14 protein-coding genes and 1 riboswitch are annotated in these 20,899 nt (G+C 46.8%); of the genes, 4 read left to right on the top strand and 10 right to left on the bottom strand.

The window, feature by feature from the left end; all coding sequences use genetic code 11:
• Positions 1 to 24: 24 nt before the first annotated feature.
• Both F3I09_RS15295 and F3I09_RS15290 read right to left on the bottom strand, forming a co-directional pair.
• Positions 25 to 426, bottom strand: a complete 402-nt coding sequence (locus F3I09_RS15295; RefSeq protein WP_149695907.1) for a hypothetical protein — start codon at positions 424 to 426, stop codon at positions 25 to 27.
• A 7-nt stretch (positions 427 to 433) separates the two neighbouring features.
• A complete protein-coding gene (locus tag F3I09_RS15290; RefSeq protein ID WP_149695906.1) occupies positions 434 to 2,629 on the bottom strand; it encodes a S9 family peptidase in 2,196 nt (731 codons plus the stop codon).
• A 251-nt stretch (positions 2,630 to 2,880) separates the two neighbouring features.
• Between F3I09_RS15290 and F3I09_RS15285 the strand changes: the two genes are divergently transcribed.
• Entirely contained in the window at positions 2,881 to 3,123 is a 243-nt protein-coding gene (locus tag F3I09_RS15285; RefSeq protein WP_149695905.1) for a hypothetical protein, read from the top strand.
• 1 nt (position 3,124) lies between these two features.
• Here F3I09_RS15285 and F3I09_RS15280 read toward each other — a convergent pair whose 3' ends face one another.
• The 3 genes from F3I09_RS15280 to F3I09_RS15270 all read right to left on the bottom strand — a co-directional run bounded on the left by F3I09_RS15280 (position 3,125) and on the right by F3I09_RS15270 (position 7,044).
• Positions 3,125 to 4,033, bottom strand: coding sequence for a YihY/virulence factor BrkB family protein (locus F3I09_RS15280; RefSeq protein ID WP_149695904.1), 909 nt, complete (start codon positions 4,031 to 4,033; stop codon positions 3,125 to 3,127).
• A gap of 68 nt (positions 4,034 to 4,101) precedes the next feature.
• Positions 4,102 to 4,527, bottom strand: a complete 426-nt coding sequence (locus F3I09_RS15275; protein ID WP_149695903.1) for a hypothetical protein — start codon at positions 4,525 to 4,527, stop codon at positions 4,102 to 4,104.
• 57 nt (positions 4,528 to 4,584) lie between these two features.
• Positions 4,585 to 7,044, bottom strand: coding sequence for an AsmA-like C-terminal region-containing protein (locus tag F3I09_RS15270; RefSeq protein WP_188133822.1), 2,460 nt, complete (start codon positions 7,042 to 7,044; stop codon positions 4,585 to 4,587).
• 102 nt (positions 7,045 to 7,146) lie between these two features.
• Here F3I09_RS15270 and F3I09_RS15265 point away from each other — a divergent pair, with 102 nt between their 5' ends.
• Positions 7,147 to 8,994, top strand: coding sequence for a glycoside hydrolase family 15 protein (locus F3I09_RS15265; protein ID WP_149695901.1), 1,848 nt, complete (start codon positions 7,147 to 7,149; stop codon positions 8,992 to 8,994).
• Positions 8,995 to 9,048: 54 nt separating this feature from the next.
• Here the strand turns inward: F3I09_RS15265 and F3I09_RS15260 are convergent, their stop codons facing one another.
• Complete coding sequence (locus F3I09_RS15260; protein WP_149695900.1) at positions 9,049 to 11,220, bottom strand: bifunctional alpha,alpha-trehalose-phosphate synthase (UDP-forming)/trehalose-phosphatase; 2,172 nt, start codon at positions 11,218 to 11,220, stop codon at positions 9,049 to 9,051.
• 391 nt (positions 11,221 to 11,611) lie between these two features.
• Between F3I09_RS15260 and F3I09_RS15255 the strand changes: the two genes are divergently transcribed.
• Positions 11,612 to 12,562: an aldo/keto reductase gene (locus tag F3I09_RS15255; RefSeq protein WP_149695899.1), complete on the top strand. Its 951-nt coding sequence runs from the start codon at positions 11,612 to 11,614 to the stop codon at positions 12,560 to 12,562.
• A 177-nt stretch (positions 12,563 to 12,739) separates the two neighbouring features.
• Here F3I09_RS15255 and F3I09_RS15250 read toward each other — a convergent pair whose 3' ends face one another.
• Positions 12,740 to 13,690 (bottom strand): NADP-dependent oxidoreductase, encoded by a 951-nt coding sequence (locus F3I09_RS15250; RefSeq protein ID WP_149695898.1) that lies wholly within the window; start codon positions 13,688 to 13,690, stop codon positions 12,740 to 12,742.
• A gap of 24 nt (positions 13,691 to 13,714) precedes the next feature.
• Positions 13,715 to 15,001: a voltage-gated chloride channel family protein gene (locus F3I09_RS15245; protein WP_149695897.1), complete on the bottom strand. Its 1,287-nt coding sequence runs from the start codon at positions 14,999 to 15,001 to the stop codon at positions 13,715 to 13,717.
• A 57-nt stretch (positions 15,002 to 15,058) separates the two neighbouring features.
• A riboswitch (Fluoride riboswitch) is annotated at positions 15,059 to 15,142 on the bottom strand.
• A 144-nt stretch (positions 15,143 to 15,286) separates the two neighbouring features.
• Here F3I09_RS15245 and F3I09_RS15240 point away from each other — a divergent pair.
• Positions 15,287 to 16,150, top strand: coding sequence for a phosphatase PAP2 family protein (locus F3I09_RS15240; protein ID WP_149695896.1), 864 nt, complete (start codon positions 15,287 to 15,289; stop codon positions 16,148 to 16,150).
• 458 nt (positions 16,151 to 16,608) lie between these two features.
• On the opposite strand, the gene F3I09_RS15235 is transcribed toward F3I09_RS15240, so the two are convergent.
• Positions 16,609 to 17,694, bottom strand: coding sequence for an efflux RND transporter periplasmic adaptor subunit (locus F3I09_RS15235; RefSeq protein ID WP_149695895.1), 1,086 nt, complete (start codon positions 17,692 to 17,694; stop codon positions 16,609 to 16,611).
• Positions 17,687 to 20,890, bottom strand: a complete 3,204-nt coding sequence (locus F3I09_RS15230) for an efflux RND transporter permease subunit (RefSeq protein ID WP_149695894.1) — start codon at positions 20,888 to 20,890, stop codon at positions 17,687 to 17,689. Before F3I09_RS15230 ends, F3I09_RS15235 begins: the two co-directional genes overlap by 8 nt.
• Positions 20,891 to 20,899 lie beyond the last annotated feature (9 nt).

The raw sequence follows: 20,899 nt of genomic DNA, 5'->3' as shown, positions 1-20,899 counted from the left end.
GCTTCATTAAAGACGATATTATCATCACTCTACCGGCGCCTTCTCACCATTCCCACCATTACTCAAAATCACACACACAAACGCGCCAATTGCCGCAATCATTGATAAATACAACCCGATCTGGCGCTCAGGACACACCCCCATCTCACACCTTGAAAACAACATAAAATTCCTAAACGTCCATGCCGACAAAAACGCCGCCACAAAAAGATTCACCCTTGCCGACCATTTCCCCGGCACCAGGAACAATATTCCCGTAATTACCGCAACAATGATGTTCAGCTTACCGGGTTCACCAAAAGAAGAACCGGCAGTATTCATACCGGTAAAGGCCAAATGTTTGCTTTCAATAGTCAGCCAGGGCAGAAATGCACTGATGATCACAACAGCAACCGAAATTAATCCGAAGATAGTAGGTTTGTTCATAATAAAATTATCTCGCTCCCGGAGGACAATGTTCTTTCAAATAGTTAGTATACAAAGTGGACAGGTGTTTGGAGGTACCTGCACCTTCATTGATGCTGTGCGTACGGTTAGGATACGACATGAACTGGAACTGCTTGCCATTACGGATCAGTTCATTCTGAAGTAATTCAGCATTCTGGAAATGCACGTTATCGTCACCAGTACCATGAATGTACAGCAGATTGCCCACTAAGCCTTTGGTATAGGTCACAGGCGAACCTTTGACATAGTCCTCATGTGTCTCCTGTGGCAGACCCATATACCGCTCCTGGTAGATGTTGTCATAGGTAAACAGACTACCCACAGCGGCAATAGCAATACCGGTTTTATAGATCTGCGGATAGCGGAACAGCAGGTTCAGTGTCATACCACCGCCACCGCTCCAGCCCCATACCGCTACACGGGAAGTATCGAGATAACGGTAACGCTTAAACAGTTCCTGCGCACCGGCAGCCTGGTCGCGTACGTTCACCTGACCAACATTGCGGTATATGCTCTTGCGCCATTGGCGGCCTTTAGGCAAAGGAGTGCCGCGGTTATCCATGGAGATATAAATGTACCCGTCAGCCGCCATATCACCGTTATAGATGAAGTTACGTCCAGCACCATACTGGTCTTTGGCAGTAGCAGCCGCAGGTTCGCCATATACATAAAATACAACAGGATATTTCTTCGTAGAGTCGAAGTTCATCGGACGAGCCATCCAGCCATCCATGGTAACACCTTCAGGTGTAGTTACCCGGAAGAACTCCTGGCGTGGAGCAAACTTTGATGTTTGCAGGTCCATCGCAATATTGCTTTTCAGATCATCTTTATGTGTTGGCAAAAATGCCAGCTCACTATGAGGCTGATAAAAATGGTTGGAGAAACTATGCACCGCCCACTGAGCATCCGGAGAGATCTCATAATCATGTGTACCTTCTTCTATTATGGGAGATACTCTTTCAGGAGCACCCTTACCATCCAGGGACACTTTATAAAGATACTGCTGGGTAGGATTTTCAGGAGATGCCAGTACATATGCCTGGTTGTTTTTCTCATCTATCCTTAGCAGGTTGATGATGTCATAATTACCAGGCGTAATAAGGGTCTCTTTACCGCTCATATCCACGCTATACAGATGTCTCCAGCCGTCTTTTTCACTCACCCATATGAAAGATTTACCGCCATTGGTCCAGTCCCATCCTGTCAGTTCATCATTCCAACGTGAACGGATATCGATCCAGGCAGAATCGCTCTCTTTATAGATCTGCTTTGCTTTACCTGTAGCCGGATCAGCAACGTACAACACGCTCTCATTCTGTTTTCTGTTCAGCTGTTGTAATATCAGCCCTGTACGCGCAGGATTCCATTCCACACGGGTGATGTAATGTTGTTGTGGATCGCCGGGCACCTGTAACCAGGTAGTTTTAGCAGTATTAATGTCCACAACGCCTACACGGCAGGAAGAAGGACTTTCCCCTGCTTTCGGATATTCTACAGGCACAGTATAAGAGTAAAGCGAATCTGTATTGTCCATCATGAGGAAGTCCCTGATCTTACGGGCATCGATCTGCCAATAGGCAATGGAGCGGCTATCAGGGCTCCAGCGGAAACCATCACGGCAATCAAACTCCTCTTCATAAGCCCAGTCAAAAGTACCGTTTATCAGACGGCGGTTACCATCTTTAGTAAGGGCTTTGATCTTACCGGTGAGGATATCTTCCACGTACAAGTTATGTTCACTAACATAAGCCACCTGTTTTCCATCGGGAGAAATTTTCGCAAACATGAGGGACGAGGCGGGTAATCCTTTACCCAGTTGTTGCAGTTTTCCACTGGGAACATCCAGCAACCAGTAGTCGCCCCTGGTTTTATAACGCCATACCTTCTGCGATTTTGTATAGATCAGCCATTTATTTTCATCAGGCGTATAGAAGAAATCTTCCACCTGTATGGCAGACTGTCCTTTCGGTGTAAGCAGACTACCGGAGATCTTTACGCTTTGCTGTCCATTCTTTGCATTGTAACTCGTGATACTGGCGCCATTGGCCTCATAAATAGACTGTCCGTCTTTGCCCCATTTGGTCTGCTTCCAGGGCTGGGCGCTGGCATTTACTGCCAGCAGGCAGACTAAAAAAGTAAGTGCCCTGCTGCCGGGACAACTGAAATAACGTAAACGCATTGTGTCGGGTAAATTTGAAACGGCAAGATAAATCATTGGGGCCAAATCACCTTTTCCGCTTGTGGAAAACTTATTGTGGAAAAGTTTTATACAAGTGAGATACAACAAGTTATTAGTTAAATTTATATATTTATACCGTTAAATTCTGCATGAAAATTGCTAAGTTTACACAGTGAATGATTGTCCTATATATATAGACTAATTTAACCAATATATTTATTTTATAATATCCTCTGAAAAACATCTTTATCATGATTCAGGTGACATATACCTACAAGAACCGGGAATTCCTGCAACTGGAAGACAATTTTATGAATCAATTGGCCCAGTTGGGAGTTCGTCAGATGCATGCATTATTGGAACCAATATCAGATTCTCTGGTGAATGAAACAGGCAAGATCCGTATCAATCTTGATCAGCATCCGAAAATAGAGCTGGAAGGCTTCAGCAATCCTGTAAAGGACCAGATAGAGATGGTATTACGCGGGGAGTAGATCAGCGTATTTCCACATCCGCCAGTTTATAAAAGGTGGCATGACGGAGGGGCTGCATCGGACGATGTTTAAATTCGCTCCATACTTTAGTAAATGCAGCTCCATAATAGAAGATAATAGCGCTATAGAAGATAAACAGCATGAGCAGCACTGCGGAGGCAGAAGCCCCATAAAGGATCCCAATGTTGCCCCCATACAACAACCGGCGTAATACCAGTTTCCCTACACTGAATAGAACTCCTGTGAGCAAAGCTCCGGAGAATGCAACTTTCCACGTAGGCCGTGCATCAGGCAGATATCGGAACAACACCGCAAACCAGGAAGTTACTATCAGTAATGATACCACTTGCGTAAATACCCCGCTGAAAACAAATGCAGCGCGGGAAAATATCTCATGCACATAACTGCCAAGAAAAGCCTGCACACTTTCTGCCATCAGGCTGGCCAGAAAAAGGATACCCGCGGCCCCTATCACGACCAGGGAACGCACGCGGTCCATTAATGACTGCAGAAAGCCGGCCTTCTCCGTTATCCGGATCATCCATAACTGATTCAGGGAACTTTTGATCACCTTTAAAAGGGTGGTGACAACAAACAGCAGGAAAATAAACACTATAATAGCCACTGGCCCGTTCTGCGCCAATCCGCGGAATCCTCTTAACGTAACAACCACTTGTTTTGCACTATCATCACCTACCAGTTCTCCCAGCCGCATGATCAGCTGTCTGCCAATCGACCGGCGATTGAACAATAATCCCAATACCTGCACAAGGATCAATAGAATAGGCGGAAGCGCGAAACTGGCAAAAAATGCAGTTGCCCCGGCCAGGCGTAAGGGGTCATTTTTTTGTAATACCTGGAAAGCTACGCGTAGCGTATGTAAAAGGCTCTTGATATACTCTCTGGACATTATTGCGAAAATATGGTCCGCCCTTTAAACAGTAAAAACCATGCCTTTTTATCGGGCATCCCGCCCGCTTACCGGCTAAGAACAAAAAAGTGTTGTGTTACCTGTACTCTGTCAGGAATCGTTGTATTGTCGAATATAATCGTATTAAATTGAAACGTGCTGTCAGTGATATGCGTGACCTCGCACAAAGTAGTGTCCAGGCGGAAATAAACACGCGATACAGCTTCGTACGACATGGAATCCAGTTGGCTATCCAGGTACATCAGAGCATCCCCCTTTCCCAGGTTGATCCTGAAGTCAATATAGTTAGCCGTTCCCGGATAATCATTGACATCATAACGGGTGTAGGCCGTATCCCCGTTCTCCAGTGTATATACTTTATCGACAGTCTGATGGATGTACCATTTTCCGTCGTAGTCAGGTTGGCGGACTGTTGCGTCTTCTTTCTTACAGGCAGCCAGTGTCAGCAGGGCTGGAACCAGTAGTTTTTTCATGGAACGATTGATTGTCAGGCATTAAATTACTATAAAACGGTCGTTCTCTTTAAAAAGTTACAGATCCGGATCTTCCGGTTGGTCTTTTTTACCTCCCAATTTGATCTTCACTTTGCCATCCTCCCCGTCCCTCGCATGCAGATGCAAGACAATACCTCTGCTACGTCTGTTCTTCTTTTCTTCCTTATCAACGATGTCTTCATCCCTTTTTGGATTGCGGAGCGGTACGGTAATGTACATATCTGTACCTTTCGTTATGGCGTATACTCCTGATACATCCATATACAGTGCGCTTGAATTGATTTGCATCGGAGGAACGATGATCCTGTTACCCTGCAGGGTCAAAGTATTCTTCAGGTTTTCAAAGGTAATATTGCCCATGTTCCGTCTGCGGAATATCAGACTACCAATATCTTCCAGCGGAGCAAAATGGATCAGGGCTCCATTCCTCAGATCAAAGGCCAGTGTACCGAATATGGACTGAGGCGCCATCTTTCCGTTATCTTTCACATTGCCACTTACAGCTGCGGTGGCGGAAAAGATCCCTTTCAGATTTTTCGCCTGTAATGATTGCATACCGAAATTGTCAAATGCATGGAAAAGCTGATCGATCTGCACATCCCTGATATCTGCATTGACCTTAAAACGATTATTAACCCCATCCTGCGTCATTGTACCTTTCATATTGATACTGCCCCCGGCATGGGATAATGACATCTGTTGCAGGTAAATATCCGACTCCTTCAATGATAGCACTGCCCTCACCTGCTGTGCCATAAAATTGCCATAAGTCAGCTTATCAAGTAATACTTCTATGTTGATATTACAACTGTTTAGCATGACATCCAGCTGACTGGCAATCCTGCTCATATTCCGTCGATTGGCAACAGCCCGGGCACGTTTTCCCTGTTTCCGCTTTCCCAGGAAAGACCGGAATTCATCCAGGTCTATACTTGTACTGCGTACCTTCCAGTCCAGTTGCAGCTTATCAGGCGCGGAAAAGTATAGTCGTGTGATGTTTTTTACACTCCCCTCCATCTGCAGATTGCTTTTCCGCGTGCGGATAGTTATATCCTGTAACGAAAGATCCTGCCCGTTGAAGGCTAATAAAGCATTACAGCCGCTGAACTGCAGATTGCGTGGGGTATACTCCATCACTCCCTCTTTCAGGGCTACCGTGCCTTTCAGATAAGGCACAATAGTATCCCCGGCAGTGATCCCTCCCTTGTAATATAAAGCTGCTACTGCCGTTCCACCCGTAAACCGGAATACGCCATCCCCGCCCTGCGCCCCGTTCAGATCTGTAAGCGGGAAATCCGACCTGAAATAACCCATCAGGGTGGGATGTTTCAGGTTCGTGATCCTGATGGTATCAGCAGACACCGGGATGCTATAAAGCTTCGCTTTCAGGCCATAAATGCTCACCACTGAATTTTCATCTGTTCTTGGCTCACCCGGCACCCATTCATTGGAAAGACTGCCTGCAAAACTGCACTGCTGCAATTCCATACCTTTGGTGGTAACAAGATTGTCTGCCGTTTTCCAGGTAACATACACCGCAGGTTTATCTCCGGGCTGCATATATCCATTTATCCGGGCTTCTGCATCTAATGGTTTTTCCATGTTGATGCTATCCAGTCTGGAGGATATTTTGGGTGTCAGCAGGGACGCTGCCAGGCGCAGAGGGATCTGGTTGGCCACTATGTGCAATATAAAGGGCCGTGGCTGTTCTCCGAAAGAAAAAGAAGCGCCCGCAGCAATGCTTTGCCCGGCTATGCGCAAAGCCTGCTGCGGAATATCCAGTGTTTTCCTGACCCGGTTGTAATGGAGCTCCAGGTCAGTCTGCACGGACTTGTCTTTCAGAAAACTGCCCTTTTCTGTATTAAATGCCAGGCTAAGCACCCTGAGGGAAGTGTTCAGATTACAAACCCAGCCGGAATCATTATTCCGCAAGCTTCCTTTCAGGCTGGCAATATCGAAACTGAACAATTTATGTTTCTGCTGGTTCTCTACTATAAAACGGATGTCTGACAATTGGAGGCGGGTAATATCTGCCCCATTTCCGCTCTCCTTCCCTTCGGCTTTTACCTGGGTATCCCGCTTCAGGATGCCGGTATTACTGTAACCAGTGCTGTCGGTGAACAGGTAAATGCTGCCTTTTTCAAGGGAGACCTGCCGCACATCCAGTTGTTTTCTGAGTAGTGAGAAAGTATTTACTTTTACAAAAATACGCGCTACATCCAGCAAAAGATGTTGATGCGTATTCCAGAGACTATCCTTTATGCTGACCCCCTCCAGGGCTACAGAAACGTTTGGAAAACTGCGTATCAGCGAAGGTTCCATGTCTTTTATCACCAGTGTTCCTCCATGTAGCCTGTCATTCAGCCTGTCGCTGATCTGTTGCAGGATATCTGCCTTGTTATGGCGAATATATAAAGCTAGCCCCAGCCATAGCAGTACAAGTATCCCAAGGAGGCTACCAGAAACAATCAGGGTTATACGAAGCCATTTCTGCATGAGGGGTATTTGCGTGAACAATAGGAGGTTTGGGTTTAAATTAACACAAAATGTGCCGTAGTTGATCTTGTTGGAATGGCTTTTGCATTTTAAAGAACACATATGGAAAGACATACCTATCAGACAGGGATCATTGGCAATTGCGCATACCTTGCGCACGTCAATGTAAATACCAATATAGACTGGCTTTGCTGGCCGAGGATGGACAGCTCCTTTATCTTTGGCTGTATGCTGGATGCAGGTAAGGGAGGTGAATTTTCCATCCTTCCCCCGGGGGAATATGCGTCAAAGCAGTACTACCTTGAGAATACAAATATTTTATGTACCGAAATCACCAGTGAAAGCGGCAGATATCGTATTACCGATTTTGCACCCCGTTTTTACCAGTACGAACGGTATTTCAAGCCATTGATGCTGATCCGTAAAGTGGAGCCGCTGGAGGGTAACCCACGTATCCGGGTGAAATGCCAGCCGGTCTGTGAGTATGGCAGCGGATTTCTCAAAGCCCAGCGGGGCAGCAATCATATTGAATTCCTGGGATGTGAGGAGAGCCTGCGGCTCACCACCAATATTCCCATGAGTTATCTTGTAGAACAGGAACATTTTGTTCTCAACGAAGATAAATACCTGCTGCTGACTTACGGCAACCCGCTGGAAGCGCCGCTGAACAGTACTGCGGAACATTTTCTCAGGGAAACCACCCTCTACTGGCGTACCTGGATCAAACATTCCAATATTGCCAACTTTTACCAGCCGGCCGTTATCCGTTCGGCCCTCACGCTGAAGATCCACCAGTATGAAGATACCGGGGCCATTATCGCCGCCAGTACCACCAGTTTGCCCGAATATCCCGGTAGCGGTCGTAACTGGGACTATCGCTATTGCTGGCTGAGGGATACCTTCTATGTGATCACCGCACTGAACCATATTGGTCATTTTGAGGAAATGGAAAAGTATTTCAGTTATGTGGCCGATATCTCATTTTCGGGCGATTACCGTTATCAACCTTTATATGGCATTACGGGCAAAAAGAACCTGGTAGAACAGATACTGCCACACCTGGACGGATATCTCGGCAATCAGCCCGTACGTATCGGTAATCAGGCGTATGAACACATTCAGAACGACATCTACGGACAAGTGCTCATTTCCATGTTGCCGCTATATACAGATCACCGTTTTATATTCTCCGAAAGGAAGGATTCTACCTGGTGGATAGAATACCTGTTAAGCAAAATCGAGCATACGATCGACGAAAAAGATGCAGGCATATGGGAGTTCCGCAATTTCGCCAATATTCATTGTTACAGTAACCTGTTCCAATGGGCAGGATGTTCTGCGGCAGAGAAAATGGCCCGTACTATCGGCAATGAACAGCTGGCTGAAAAAGCAGTGGCCCTCAAGAATCGCGCTGCCGTCCACATAGAAAGCTGTTATGATCCGGTAAGAAAAGTTTACACCAATGCTGCCGGCAGTCAGCATCTTGATGCCAGTACCCTGCAGCTCATCATGATGAATTACCTCGATCCTGCATCTGAGAAGGCCAGAGATCATCTGGCAGCGTTGGAAAGGGAACTGAAAACTCCCCAGGGACTTTTCTACCGTTATCTGCATTCCGACGATTTTGGCAAACCTAAAACCACTTTCCTGGTCTGCGCCTTCTGGTACGTAGAAGCGCTTGCCTGTGTAGGGCGTCTGGATGATGCCATTCGTGAATTCCAGAACCTGTTACAGTATTCCAATCACCTGCTGTTGTTCAGTGAGGATGTAGATGAAGAGAATGGCAGCCAATGGGGTAACTTTCCCCAGGCATACAGCCATGTGGGATTGATGAACGCGGCCTACCGAATATCCATGAAACTGGATGTGCCGATATTTCTTTCATATCAACAACCGGTATCTTCTCCCGTTACAGCTACACCACTCATACAATCAACTATCAATACATGAAATAAAGAGAGCCTGCATCAGAAGAATACAGGCTCTCTTTATAATTATCTTTCACTACAATACGAGCGCCCTTAAAAACGCCCTTACTTCCTGGTGACTTCTGAGGTAATATCTCGCAGCGGATACCTGGCTTCCGACCTTGATCGTCACCGCTTCCGCAGGTAATGATTTAAAGATGTCTTCATCAGTATAATCATCGCCTATAGCCAGCATAAAGTCAAACTCACGGTCCTGTAACCAGGACAATGCCGCTTTCCCCTTATTGATCTCCATGTTCTTGATCTCAATGACCTTATCTCCCGGCAGGATCTGTAGGCCGATATCATTGGTAAAATAACGTAAAGTGTTCATCAGTTCATTGGCGCGCAATTCACCCAAACCCGTTTCTACCTTGCGGTAATGCCATACCAGTGAATAGCTCTTTTCCTCTATAAAGGAACCTGGCGTACGGTCCATAAAGGTATCCAGGATAGGCAGGATATCCTGCTTCCAATGCGCGGTCAATCCGGGAAGCATCAGCCAGTCCTCACCATATTTTTTATTCCATGCGCCATGTTCCGCAATAAGGTCCATCGGCAGATGTCCCAGCCATTCTTCCAATGTTTCATGCTTACGGCCACTGATCATTACAACATGATTTGCCGGATCATCCGAAAGTGTCTTAAGTAAGTGATAAAGGTCCTGGTCGGGAGATGCCAGATCAATATTGGATTGGAACCCTACTAATGTACCGTCGTAATCAAGGAAGATAGCCCGTTTGGAAGATTTCTTATATGCGTTTCTGACGGTCGACTGCATATCAAGGCTCATACGGCGGGCCAGCATGGACTGCTGCAATTGTTTGACCTCCTGTAATCGGGCCATGAACAACTTCACCCAATGTGCGATATTGAATTTCGCTACTACCTGCCGCATTTGCTTCATACGCCGCTGCTGTTCTCTTTCCGGCATATTCAATGCTTCATGCAGCGCCCTGGCAATGGCGCCGATATTATTAGGATTAACAATCAGTGCATCTATCAGTTCTTTCGAGGCGCCAGCCATTTCACTTAATATCAACACCCCATCATTGTTTTTGCGGCTCGCTACGTATTCCTTACTCACCAGGTTCATACCATCCCGCATAGGCGTGACCAGTCCCACATCAGCGAAATTATACAACGCGGCCAGCACTTCTACGGGAAATGAACGGTAGAAGTAATTGATCGGATGCCAGTTTATTGTACGGAAACGGGCATTGATACCGCCGGCCAGCATGTCTATTGCTTCCCTCAGCTCTTTATATTGCGGAACAGTATCTCTTGAAGGAACGACGATCATGTACAATATTACTTTCTCAACATATTCAGGATATAATTGCAGGAATAATTCGAAGGCCTGCAGTCGCTGGATAATGCCTTTACTGTAATCCAGTCTGTCGATAGACAGCACCATATGTATATGCTGAAAACTCTCCTTCAGATTTTCCATCTGTCGCAGCACTTCAGGATCATCAGAGAGCTGCTCAAACTTCTCATTATCGATACCCATAGGAAATGTTTCGGCAATCACTGCACGGTCATTCACCATCACAACGTTGGCAGAGGCATTCACGGGTAGCAAACGGGTAACAGCGTTAAGGAAATGATGGCTGTCGTCGAAAGTGTGAAAACCCAGCAGGTCAGCCCCCAGCATGCCTTCAAGCAGTTCGCAGCGCCATGGTATAAGACGGAAAAGCTCATAAGATGGAAAAGGAATATGCTGAAAATATCCGATAGCAACATCCGGCGCTTCGGCACGGATCATGCCTGGCAATAATAACAGCTGATAGTCGTGTATCCATATGATATCCCCTGGTTCAGCGACCTGCAAAACAACATCCCTGAATTTATTGTTCACCTGATAATAAAAATCCCAGTACACCTGTTCATAACGGGCATAAACGGACATATAGTGGAAAACTGGCCACAGTATCTCATTTGAAAATCCCTCATAATAGTTATTAATTTCTTCCTGTGTCAGGTACACAGGCATAAGGTTCAACGTTTCTAATTGTTCCCTGATTTGTGGTTGTGCTTCCTCACTCACATCAATGCCCGGCCATCCTATCCAGATATTATAGCCTTGCCTGTAAATGGATCCCAAGCCTGTAGCCAGACCGCCTTCACTCGGATTCAACACATATTCGCCATCTTTTTCTGTGATCTTTACCGGTAGCCTGTTAGATACAATAATGGTTTTACTCATAATACAGTTATTAAGTCAAAAAATCAATGCTAATATCAATGCCCGCTCCTGTAGTACGGAGAGCCTTTAACAAAAAACGCACCTGAAAATAGATACGGAAACTAGCGCTGCCTGTTTTTATAGGATACAATGGATCATAGCGCCGATGGCAATAGCGCCTAAGATACGGAAATTTATGGTATCTGTTTTGGAACAAACTCGTACATTGAGAAATAAATTGTAGTCATACGATCAACAACACCGTATCGATAATACGGGATCAACAAGACATCCATAACCATCTTCGATCAGGAACAACATCCGATCAGCTCCGTTAGGAGCCGCCGTGTTTGTAGCACGTAGCGATAACTACGGGGACGCGGTTAATAAACGAATAAAAAAATCAACGTAAATGGAAAAAAGACAACTGGGCAGATCAGCATTACAGGTTGCACCCTTGGTTTTCGGCGGAAATGTATTTGGCTGGACAGCAGATGAAGCAACATCTTTTTCATTACTGGATGCATTTGTAAGTGCAGGATTCAACACCATAGACACCGCAGACTCTTATTCTCATTGGGCGCCGGGCAACAGCGGTGGTGAATCGGAAACCATCATCGGCAAGTGGTTAAAGAAAAGCGGCAAACGCGATCAGGTGATCATCTCAACAAAAGTAGGTGGTGGCAAAGTAAGAGATCTCTCACCTGCCTATATTGAAAAGACCGTAGAAGAATCTCTCCGCAGACTGCAGACAGATTATATAGACCTGTATCAATCACATTATGATGATCCTAACACACCCATAGACGACACTCTTGCCGCCTTCGGCAAACTGATAAAAGCGGGCAAAGTAAGAGTGATTGGCGCATCCAACTTTAGTCCGGAAAGACTGTTACAATCATTGGAATTCAGTGAAACGAATGGTTATCCCAGGTATGAGTCTTTACAACCATTATACAATCTATACGACCGTCAGAAGTTTGAAAGAGAATACCTCCCCATCACACAACAATATCAGCTGGGAGTGATCAGCTACTACTCTTTAGCCAGCGGTTTTCTCAGCGGAAAATACAGAAGCAAAGAAGACGCTGCGCAAAGTGCACGGGGAGAAAAAGCCACCAGCTACCTTGACGAACGCGGACAAAGCATCCTCGAAACCCTTGACGAAGTAGCCGCAGACTTCAAAACAACTCCCGCCAGTGTCGCCATCGCATGGTTGGTACAACATCCGGATATCACCGCCCCTATTGTAAGCGCCACCAGCACAAAACAATTGGAAGATCTTATAAAGGCTACTCAATTAAAGCTGGATGCAGGAGCAGTAGAGAAATTGAATATAGCGAGTGATTATGTTGATGAGTGAGCCGTTATTGCTCCAAATCGAAAATTATGATAGCTATGCAGGGGATGGTATTGCCATGTTTTTTGTGGTATGGCAATGATTTTTTGAGCCTGATAAACCTATTGAGAGACCGCTGCAGCGTTGGTTCAGATAGAGATACGCAGTTTAAATATCAACGTTGGAAAGGTGCGCATTACTTTACTCAATCCTGATCACCGTCTTCCCCTTCCCCTTGAGTTTGCGACTCATCTCAATCGCCTCCGGCACCTCCTCCATACTGATCACCATTCCTACGGGTACTTTCAATGCCCCACTATCCACTGCATCCGCCAACGTATCCAAAGATGCCGGCGTTCCCTGCGTCTCAAAATTTCCTCCTGTAATCCCCCTCGCCTTCAACGCCTCTTTATCCGCCACAAACGCTGTCGTCAATGCGGCCCCGCCAACCTTCACCAATGCTGTCATGGCCTTGAACACTGGCGCAGCGCTGACAAGATCAATCAACCCCTCAACCCCCGACGGATATTTAGCATTTATCTCTTTCTCTAGAGATATTTTCTTGTAATTGATCGTCTCTTTCGCCCCCAGTTTCTTCATCCTTTCCGCACCTTCTTCATCGCTGACGGTAGCAATCACATAGATCCCCTGCATATTAGCCAGTTGTACGATGAAAGATCCTACACCACCGGTAGCCCCAACGAGTAAGAGCGTCTGCTCATGTTTAAGCCCCAGGCGCTCTAACAGCTGAAGAGCGGTCATCCCGGCAGTCGGCATAGCCGCCGCTTCGACGAGCGAAATGCTGGCAGGCGCGTGAGAGATAGCCGCCTTTTCAGGCACGACAACATACTCCGCGTAAGAGCCCTCGCCAATAGGTGAGTGTATAAATTGCCCATAGATCTTATCGCCCTGCTTGAAATGGGTAACACCTTCTCCTACTGCTTCAACGGTCCCTGCACCATCAACACCGAGCACCATAGGAAAATTGTGTGGCATCTTTCCGTCGAGGATACCATCTATTAATTTCCAATCAAACGGGTTAATACCTGCAGCGGCTACACGTACCAGGACAGTCCCTGGTTTTACCTGTGGTTTAGGTAATTCCATTACCTGTGGAATGGCCTTAAACTGGGGAACGGCTACAGCCTTCATAAGTTTCAATTCAAATTGTTCTGGTTAATCAATATCATGGTTCTTCGGTACCGCTATACGTTGCGCACTGTAGATGCCGGCATGTCCACTGAAATAATAAGCTGTGAAGCAAGCTACTGCGAAGTATAGTACATGTGACGTGCCAAAAAGCTCTACACCCATTAAAGTACAGGCAATAGGAGTATTTGTGGCACCTGCAAATACGGCAATAAATCCGAGACCTGCAAACAAATCCACCGGCGCACCTAAAAGTATTGCCAGTGTATGTCCTAAGGTAGCGCCGATAAAGAATAATGGTGTCACCTCTCCTCCTTTGAATCCCATGCCAAGGGTAATGGCTGTCAGCAGTAATTTCCATAACCAGCTCCAGGATGAGATAGGCGTACTGCTAAAGGCAGAAACAATACTAACGCCACCGGGATCAGGACTTGTCACGCCCAGGCCAATGTAGTCCCGGGTACCCAACAGGAAACAGGCTATAATAACAATAATCCCTCCTGCTACCGGGATCAGCCAGGCCGGCCGGATCCATTTCTTAGCACTGGCTTTGATGTTATGTATGCAAACAGAAAAGAGGTAGCTGGCAAGACCAAAGGCAACACCACCCACAATTACTTTCGCAAGTAACACAAAATCGAAATGTACAAAATGGAAGATTATATTTTTCTGGTCAAAAAGAATCTGGTAGTGTGTGTGTTGAATGCCCCAGGCAGAACATACGATATCTCCGAATACAGCGGCAATCAGGCAGGGAATCAGGGCATCATAGCGGATCAGGCCAATAGCGAGTACTTCCAGCGCAAATACAGCACCCGTCAGCGGCGTACCAAAAACAGCCCCGAAACCGGCCGCTATTCCCGCCATTAATATAATACGCAGGTCGGCAGCGGATAGCCGCATCCAGCGGGCCAGCATATTCGCCATACTGCCTCCTATCTGCACGGCAGTACCCTCCCTTCCGGCAGAGCCCCCAAACAGATGGGTAATGATTGTTGTTGCCAATACCAGGGGCGCCATCCTGACGGGTACGCCGCCACCCGGCTCGTGGATCTCATCCATAATGAGATTATTACCGGCTTCAGCATTGCTACCCAGCTTCTTATATAAAAAGTAGATCAGGATGCCCGCAAGAGGCAACAAATAGAGCAACCAGCCATGTTCCTGGCGAATGATGGTTACCTGCTCCAGTAACCAGAGGAATAAAGCAACGAGAGATCCTACAAGGAGAGATACCGGAATAATGATCGCCGTCCACCGGATCAACTGATATGCGATCTTCAATTGTTCAACAGAATGCCTGAAATATTTCATTAGCCTACAAATAAATACGAATTGCTTATTTCTCCCGTTGTATATATAGGGAGGTGGTTATTTGCAGGCGCCATCAGACTTGCCCTTATTACATGGGCGAAGACGGTTCTTGTGCAGGAAGACACCATTTCCTGGTATAACACAAATATACCATTTGTAAGTGTAAAAAAGTGAAAATATAGTTAAAGACGTGGGATTTTTAGAATCTCTACAGTTTCTTTTGGCAATTTTGTATTAATTTAAATAGTATTACCAGTTACATAAACAGAATTTACCAAGTCAAATATGAGATTGTTCTTACTGCTTAGCCTGCAACTGTTGACATACGCTTCCTATGCTGCTGCAGACACAACTATTGCGGGGATTAGTGCGGATACCACCAGTCCGGCAAATGTTGTGCCAACCACTACATCAGAGAAAGATGATACACCAGTTCCGGTATTTAATACGAATCTGAATTATAAACGTAGCATTCCAAATTACAACGCCAGGCTGGTAAGCATCATCGTTCCTACAGCTATGTTGACCTATGGCGCCGTGTCGCTCGGTGGTGGCTCATTGCGCTCCCTGGATATGTCGACAAGAAAAGAAGTCATGGAAGACCATGCTACCTTCCACACCAATGTCGATGATTACCTGAAATGGGCCCCCGCAGCTGCAGTATACGCGCTGAATATGGCAGGTATTCATGGTAAACATAACTTCGCTGACCGTACCATGCTGTTCGGCATGTCTACTCTCATAGCCACCGGAAGCACCCTCGCGATTAAGAGTGCTACCAACAGGCTTCGTCCTGATGGCAGTACTTATAACTCCTTCCCTTCCGGGCATACTGCTATCGCATTTATGAGTGCACAGTTCATGTGGGAGGAATATCATGAGGTAAGTCCCTGGTATGGCGTAGCCGGTTATGCGGTAGCTGCTACTACCGGTGCGCTTCGCATCTATAACAACCGTCACTGGGTAAGTGATGTGGTTACAGGTGCAGGTCTTGGTATTCTGAGTACAAAAGCGGCTTACTGGATGTATCCCAAACTGCAGCGCCTCTTTGTGCATAATCCGGAGCATTCATCCACAAAGATAATGTTGATGCCTAATTACAATGCGGAGTGGAAGTCTGTAGGGCTTTCAATGATGTTGATGAGGTAATTGTAATTAAATCATATTTGAGGGCAAGGGTCTTTAAAGAGCCTTGCCCTTTTTCGTTTTTATAAGCCGGATACAGTCTCCCTCCGCGTCCCCAAATATTGTCTTTCACTTGTTATTTTGTCGGGAATATTTTAATTGAAGGTATAACACCCCAAAACATATCAAGTATTTATGCGCTGCTGACGACAACGGTTATGCCATGGTCAAACTGTACGATGATGGCAGCTTTGAGAATGAGTACGTCCCTTACGGATGGACTGTTTAAGCCTTACGGCGCTTTTCACATGGCGCACATAACAGGGAGGTGCCTCAATTCCTTTGAGACACCTCCACTTCTCCATTCTGATCTGCCCTTATTCCCGCCTTTATCTCACAATTTCGAGACGTTCTTTATCCTTATCCAATCGATCCTTGTTCCTTTCTTTCTCTCATAATTCTGAGACGTGCTCCGCGCCAATCTAGTCAATCCTGATCCCTTCTTTTATTTCATCATTCGCATGAACAATCACCTTGTCTCCCGGCATCAAACTACCAAACACTTCAGAAGAATCGCTGTGATGATTCCCCTCCTGCACATCGATCCAGTGTGTATAACCCTCCCGGATCGCGACTACATACTTCTTTTCTGTGGAGGTCACGATAGCACTACCGGGCACCACCATTGCCTGTACTGAACCGGTAACGGGAATAGTGATCTCTGCATACATCCCAGGTTTTAGTTGATGCTGTATATTCTGGACATCCACTTCTACAGCTTCAGAACGATAACGGTCATTCAGTGAACCGGCCTGGCGACTGATAGCTCCGGCAAATACTTTCCCGGGTAAGGCATTCACATGAAAGGATACCTGCCTTGCTGCCGACAGTTGTGCACTATACACCTCCGGCACCTGTACAACCAGGCGCAGGCGGTCTTCCTGTTCCAACATCAGCATAGCACCGCCATCGAGTTTTGTTCCCGGTCCCACTAAGGCGCCCGGATGCACATTACGTTCTGTGATCACGCCATCAAAAGGCGCGGTAACCGTTAAATAGTTTCTGGTAGCTTCCAGCGCCCGGAAATTCGCCAGCTCGCTGTTCATAATGGCGCTGTCTGCCGTCATACGGGCATTGGCAACTTCTATATCATGTGCGGAAATAGTACCCGGGGTCTCACTCACTGCAAGCGTACGCTCGTAGTTATCTTTAGAAGCCGCTAATACCGCCCTCGCCTGCAGATACCTGGACTGTGCGGCAAAATATTGCTGAACGATCTCCGGAGCATCCAGCGTGATCAGCACCTCTCCTTTACGTACCACACTGCCCCTATCGACCGTCACGGTTTTTACAAAACCATTCACCCGCGGATAAATACTCACCCGCTGATACGCTTCTAATACTGCAGGCAATTGTATATCAGACGAAAGTGGTTCATGAACAACTGTTGCCAGTTCATATTTCCTGCCTTTATCGCTTTTACCGGCGACTTTCTTTTGGGGGGCCTTTTCATGGCAGGCAGTGAACAATGCTGCCAGCAGGCCTATAGTGAACAGATATTTATACATGAGTGGTCGCTATTTTAGGTTTTTTGATTTTGTTTTCAGGCATCAGTGAAGGATCCTCATAAGAGGCTTTCCGCTGGATGGCGGCATATACAAGCGGTAAGATCAGCAGGGCCGCCAGTGTGGAGGCGATCAGGCCTCCTATCACCGCCCGGCCCAGCGGCGCGGTCTGATCTCCTGATTCACCCAATCCCGTTGCCATAGGGATCATACCCGCTATCATTGCCAAACTGGTCATCAGGATAGGCCGCAAACGGATGCCTGCACTAACAATGGCGGCCTTATAAGCATCCCGGTATTCCAACCGGAGCTTCTCCGCATTGGTCACGATCAGGATCGCATTCGCAACAGATACACCTGTCGACATGATCATACCCATATAAGACTGCAGGTTCAGGGTAGCCCCTGTCAGCAACAGCATGATCAAGGCGCCCGCTATAACAGCAGGTACGGTTATCAGCACCACAAAACTTAGCTTGAATGACTGGTAATTAGCAGCCAGCAATAAGAAGATCACCACGATAGCAAGCATCAAACCATTCTGTAAGCTGGACAATGTATCTACCAGCAGACTGGAACTACCCTTCAGCTCTACCTTCAGTCCTCTCGGCGGTTCTCCCATTTCGTTGATCGCTGTCTGCACAGTCTTGGTCGCCGCTCCCAGGTCCTTCCCTTTGATGTTAGCACTCACCGTCACAAAACGCCTTGTTCCCGACCGGTCAAATTCTCCGGGCATCTCACCATTGGAAAAAGTGGCTACATCTCCCAACACAGGCCTTGGCTGCCCCTTAATAAGTGGTATCTCCTTCAGATCATTAATGGTCTGCATGATATATTCCGGCACCTGTACCTGCACCTGGTAAGTATAGGCGACCTTCTCATCCAGCCATTGGTTCTTTTCCGTAAAGCGGCTGGACGATGTGGATGCCGTTACAGAACGGGCCACCTGGTACATATTCAATCCCATCTGTGCTACCTTGAACCTGTCGATGTTGATATTAATCACCGGATAATGCAGCGGCTGCGCGATCTGTACATCCCGGAGGAAATCCACCTTTTTCAGCTTATCCACCAATTCTCCTGCATAGGCTGCTATCTGTTTCATGTCCTTTCCTGCCACCCTCACTTCAATGGGCGTAGCAGCTCCCTGCGCCATGATCTTTTCCGTCATGTCCACCGGTTCAAAGCTTACACGCATTTCGGGCATTCTGGCCTTAATACGGGCTCTTAATTCATCTTTGAGCTCTTCTATATCAACTTTGTAATCCTCATTCAGATTGACCTGTAATACCGCTTCATGAGTACCCGCATTAAACACATACAGGTTACTCGTGCCATAACTGCTCGGCACCAGCCCTACATACCCGGAGCTGATCGCCACATTTCCATTCACCGTACTGTCGATCAATGCCAGGACCTCATGTACTTTCTCCTCCGTTCTCTCGAGCCGCGTACCGTCCGGCTCCTTCAATCTCAACTGAAATTGCCCTGTATTCACATGTGGCATCAGATCTTTCCCGATAATCATAAAAGCCGCACCCGCAATTCCAAACGCCAGTATAACATACACGCTTATCACCCAACGGGAGCGTCTGCCCAGCCATTCCAGTAATGACACAAAACGGTTCTTGAAACGCTCAAAACCATTCGCTCCATGTTGCGCCTGATCATGCCTTACCTGCCTGATCTCTTCTTCATCCAACACTAGTCCATGATTGAACTTGCCCTCCTTCAGCCACCAGTTGGCCAACACTGGTACCAGCGACTGTGCCGCAAAGTAGGACGCGATCATCGCAAAGCCAATTGACAACGACAAAGGCAGAAACATAGCCTTCGGCACACCCGTCATGATCAGCGAAGGTGCAAACACCGCCAGTATACACAACAGTATCAGCAACAAAGGGAATGCAATCTCCTCACTGGCTTCATAAATAGCCTGCCGCTTGGATTTCCCCATTTCAAGGTGCTGATGAATATTTTCTATCGTCACCGTTGCCTGATCCACCAGCACGCCGATAGCTAATGCCAGCCCGCTTAATGTCATCAGATTGATAGTCTGCCCTGCCAGCTGTAATCCCAATACTGCCGCCAGAATAGCGATCGGTATAGTGATCACCACTACAAGACAACTCCGCAGGTCCTTCAGGAACAACAACACCATCAATCCTGTCAGCAATGCTCCCAATATCCCCTCTGTCAGCAGACTTTTTACAGCATTGATCACAAACACGGACTGGTCAAACTCATAAGTTACCTTCACATCTTCAGATAAAAGACTCTGCATCTCCGGCAGTCTGGCCTTTAGTTCTTTGACTACATCCCAGGTGGAAGCATCCGCAGTTTTCACGACAGGGATGTAAACAGAGCGCCTTCCATTCACCAATGCATAATCCACCGTTATGTCGGCAGCATCGGATACATGCGCTACATCCCTGATAAACACGGTAGAATTACCGTTCGTTGTAATAGGAATATCCCCGAAATCTTTCACTTCCTTTTCGAGTGAGTTGATAGTGGTTACATACATCGTATTGTTGATGCGGATGTTTCCCGAAGGCGTCATTACATTGTTCTTCGCAATTGCCTCCACCACTTCATCAGCAGTCATATTGTAACTACGCAGACGGTCAGGATCTACATTAACAATCACAGAGCGGGAGTTCGCACCAAAAGGTGGTGGCGCCGACAATCCCGGTACAGCGCCAAACATGGGCCTTACACGCGTATTGGCCAGGTCATAGATATCTTTCAGCGACCGGTTCGGACAACTGAACACCAATTGTCCCACCGGTAACGAAGATGCATCGAAACGAACTACCTGTGGCGGCAATGCGCCCGGCGGAAAGAACTTCATCGCCCTGTTCACCTGTAAGGCCACCTGCGCCGAAGCCTCCGCCATATTGGTATTCTCATAAAAAGAAAGCTTGATCATAGTAAGCCCCTGTATATTCTTACTGCTGATGTTTTTGATCCCGTTTACATACAGGAACTGATCCTGTAAACGGGTAGCGAAGAATCCTTCCATCTGCTGGGGCGACATACCGCCATAGGGCTCTATGACGTAAATAGTCGGCAGGTTCAGCTTTGGAAAGATGTCTATCGGAATGTTCATAACAGCCAGTACTGAAAACAGGAACATGCCCAGGGTAAGAACCACCACGGACAATGGCTTTTTCAGTGCGCTTGTGACTAATGACATAATAATATT

This window comes from Chitinophaga sp. CF418 (assembly GCF_900142925.1).
Lineage (GTDB): Bacteria > Bacteroidota > Bacteroidia > Chitinophagales > Chitinophagaceae > Chitinophaga.
Note: the sequence above shows the minus strand (reverse complement) of the source record. Positions and strands in the feature narration are given on the sequence as shown.

Coding starts and splice junctions, on each gene's coding strand:
- F3I09_RS15295 (WP_149695907.1), bottom strand. CDS start 426: ATGAACAAACCTACTATCTTCGGATTAATTTCGGTTGCTGTTGTGATC.
- F3I09_RS15290 (WP_149695906.1), bottom strand. CDS start 2,629: ATGCGTTTACGTTATTTCAGTTGTCCCGGCAGCAGGGCACTTACTTTT.
- F3I09_RS15285 (WP_149695905.1), top strand. CDS start 2,881: ATGATTCAGGTGACATATACCTACAAGAACCGGGAATTCCTGCAACTG.
- F3I09_RS15280 (WP_149695904.1), bottom strand. CDS start 4,033: ATGTCCAGAGAGTATATCAAGAGCCTTTTACATACGCTACGCGTAGCT.
- F3I09_RS15275 (WP_149695903.1), bottom strand. CDS start 4,527: ATGAAAAAACTACTGGTTCCAGCCCTGCTGACACTGGCTGCCTGTAAG.
- F3I09_RS15270 (WP_188133822.1), bottom strand. CDS start 7,044: ATGCAGAAATGGCTTCGTATAACCCTGATTGTTTCTGGTAGCCTCCTT.
- F3I09_RS15265 (WP_149695901.1), top strand. CDS start 7,147: ATGGAAAGACATACCTATCAGACAGGGATCATTGGCAATTGCGCATAC.
- F3I09_RS15260 (WP_149695900.1), bottom strand. CDS start 11,220: ATGAGTAAAACCATTATTGTATCTAACAGGCTACCGGTAAAGATCACA.
- F3I09_RS15255 (WP_149695899.1), top strand. CDS start 11,612: ATGGAAAAAAGACAACTGGGCAGATCAGCATTACAGGTTGCACCCTTG.
- F3I09_RS15250 (WP_149695898.1), bottom strand. CDS start 13,690: ATGAAGGCTGTAGCCGTTCCCCAGTTTAAGGCCATTCCACAGGTAATG.
- F3I09_RS15245 (WP_149695897.1), bottom strand. CDS start 15,001: ATGAAATATTTCAGGCATTCTGTTGAACAATTGAAGATCGCATATCAG.
- F3I09_RS15240 (WP_149695896.1), top strand. CDS start 15,287: ATGAGATTGTTCTTACTGCTTAGCCTGCAACTGTTGACATACGCTTCC.
- F3I09_RS15235 (WP_149695895.1), bottom strand. CDS start 17,694: ATGTATAAATATCTGTTCACTATAGGCCTGCTGGCAGCATTGTTCACT.
- F3I09_RS15230 (WP_149695894.1), bottom strand. CDS start 20,890: ATGTCATTAGTCACAAGCGCACTGAAAAAGCCATTGTCCGTGGTGGTT.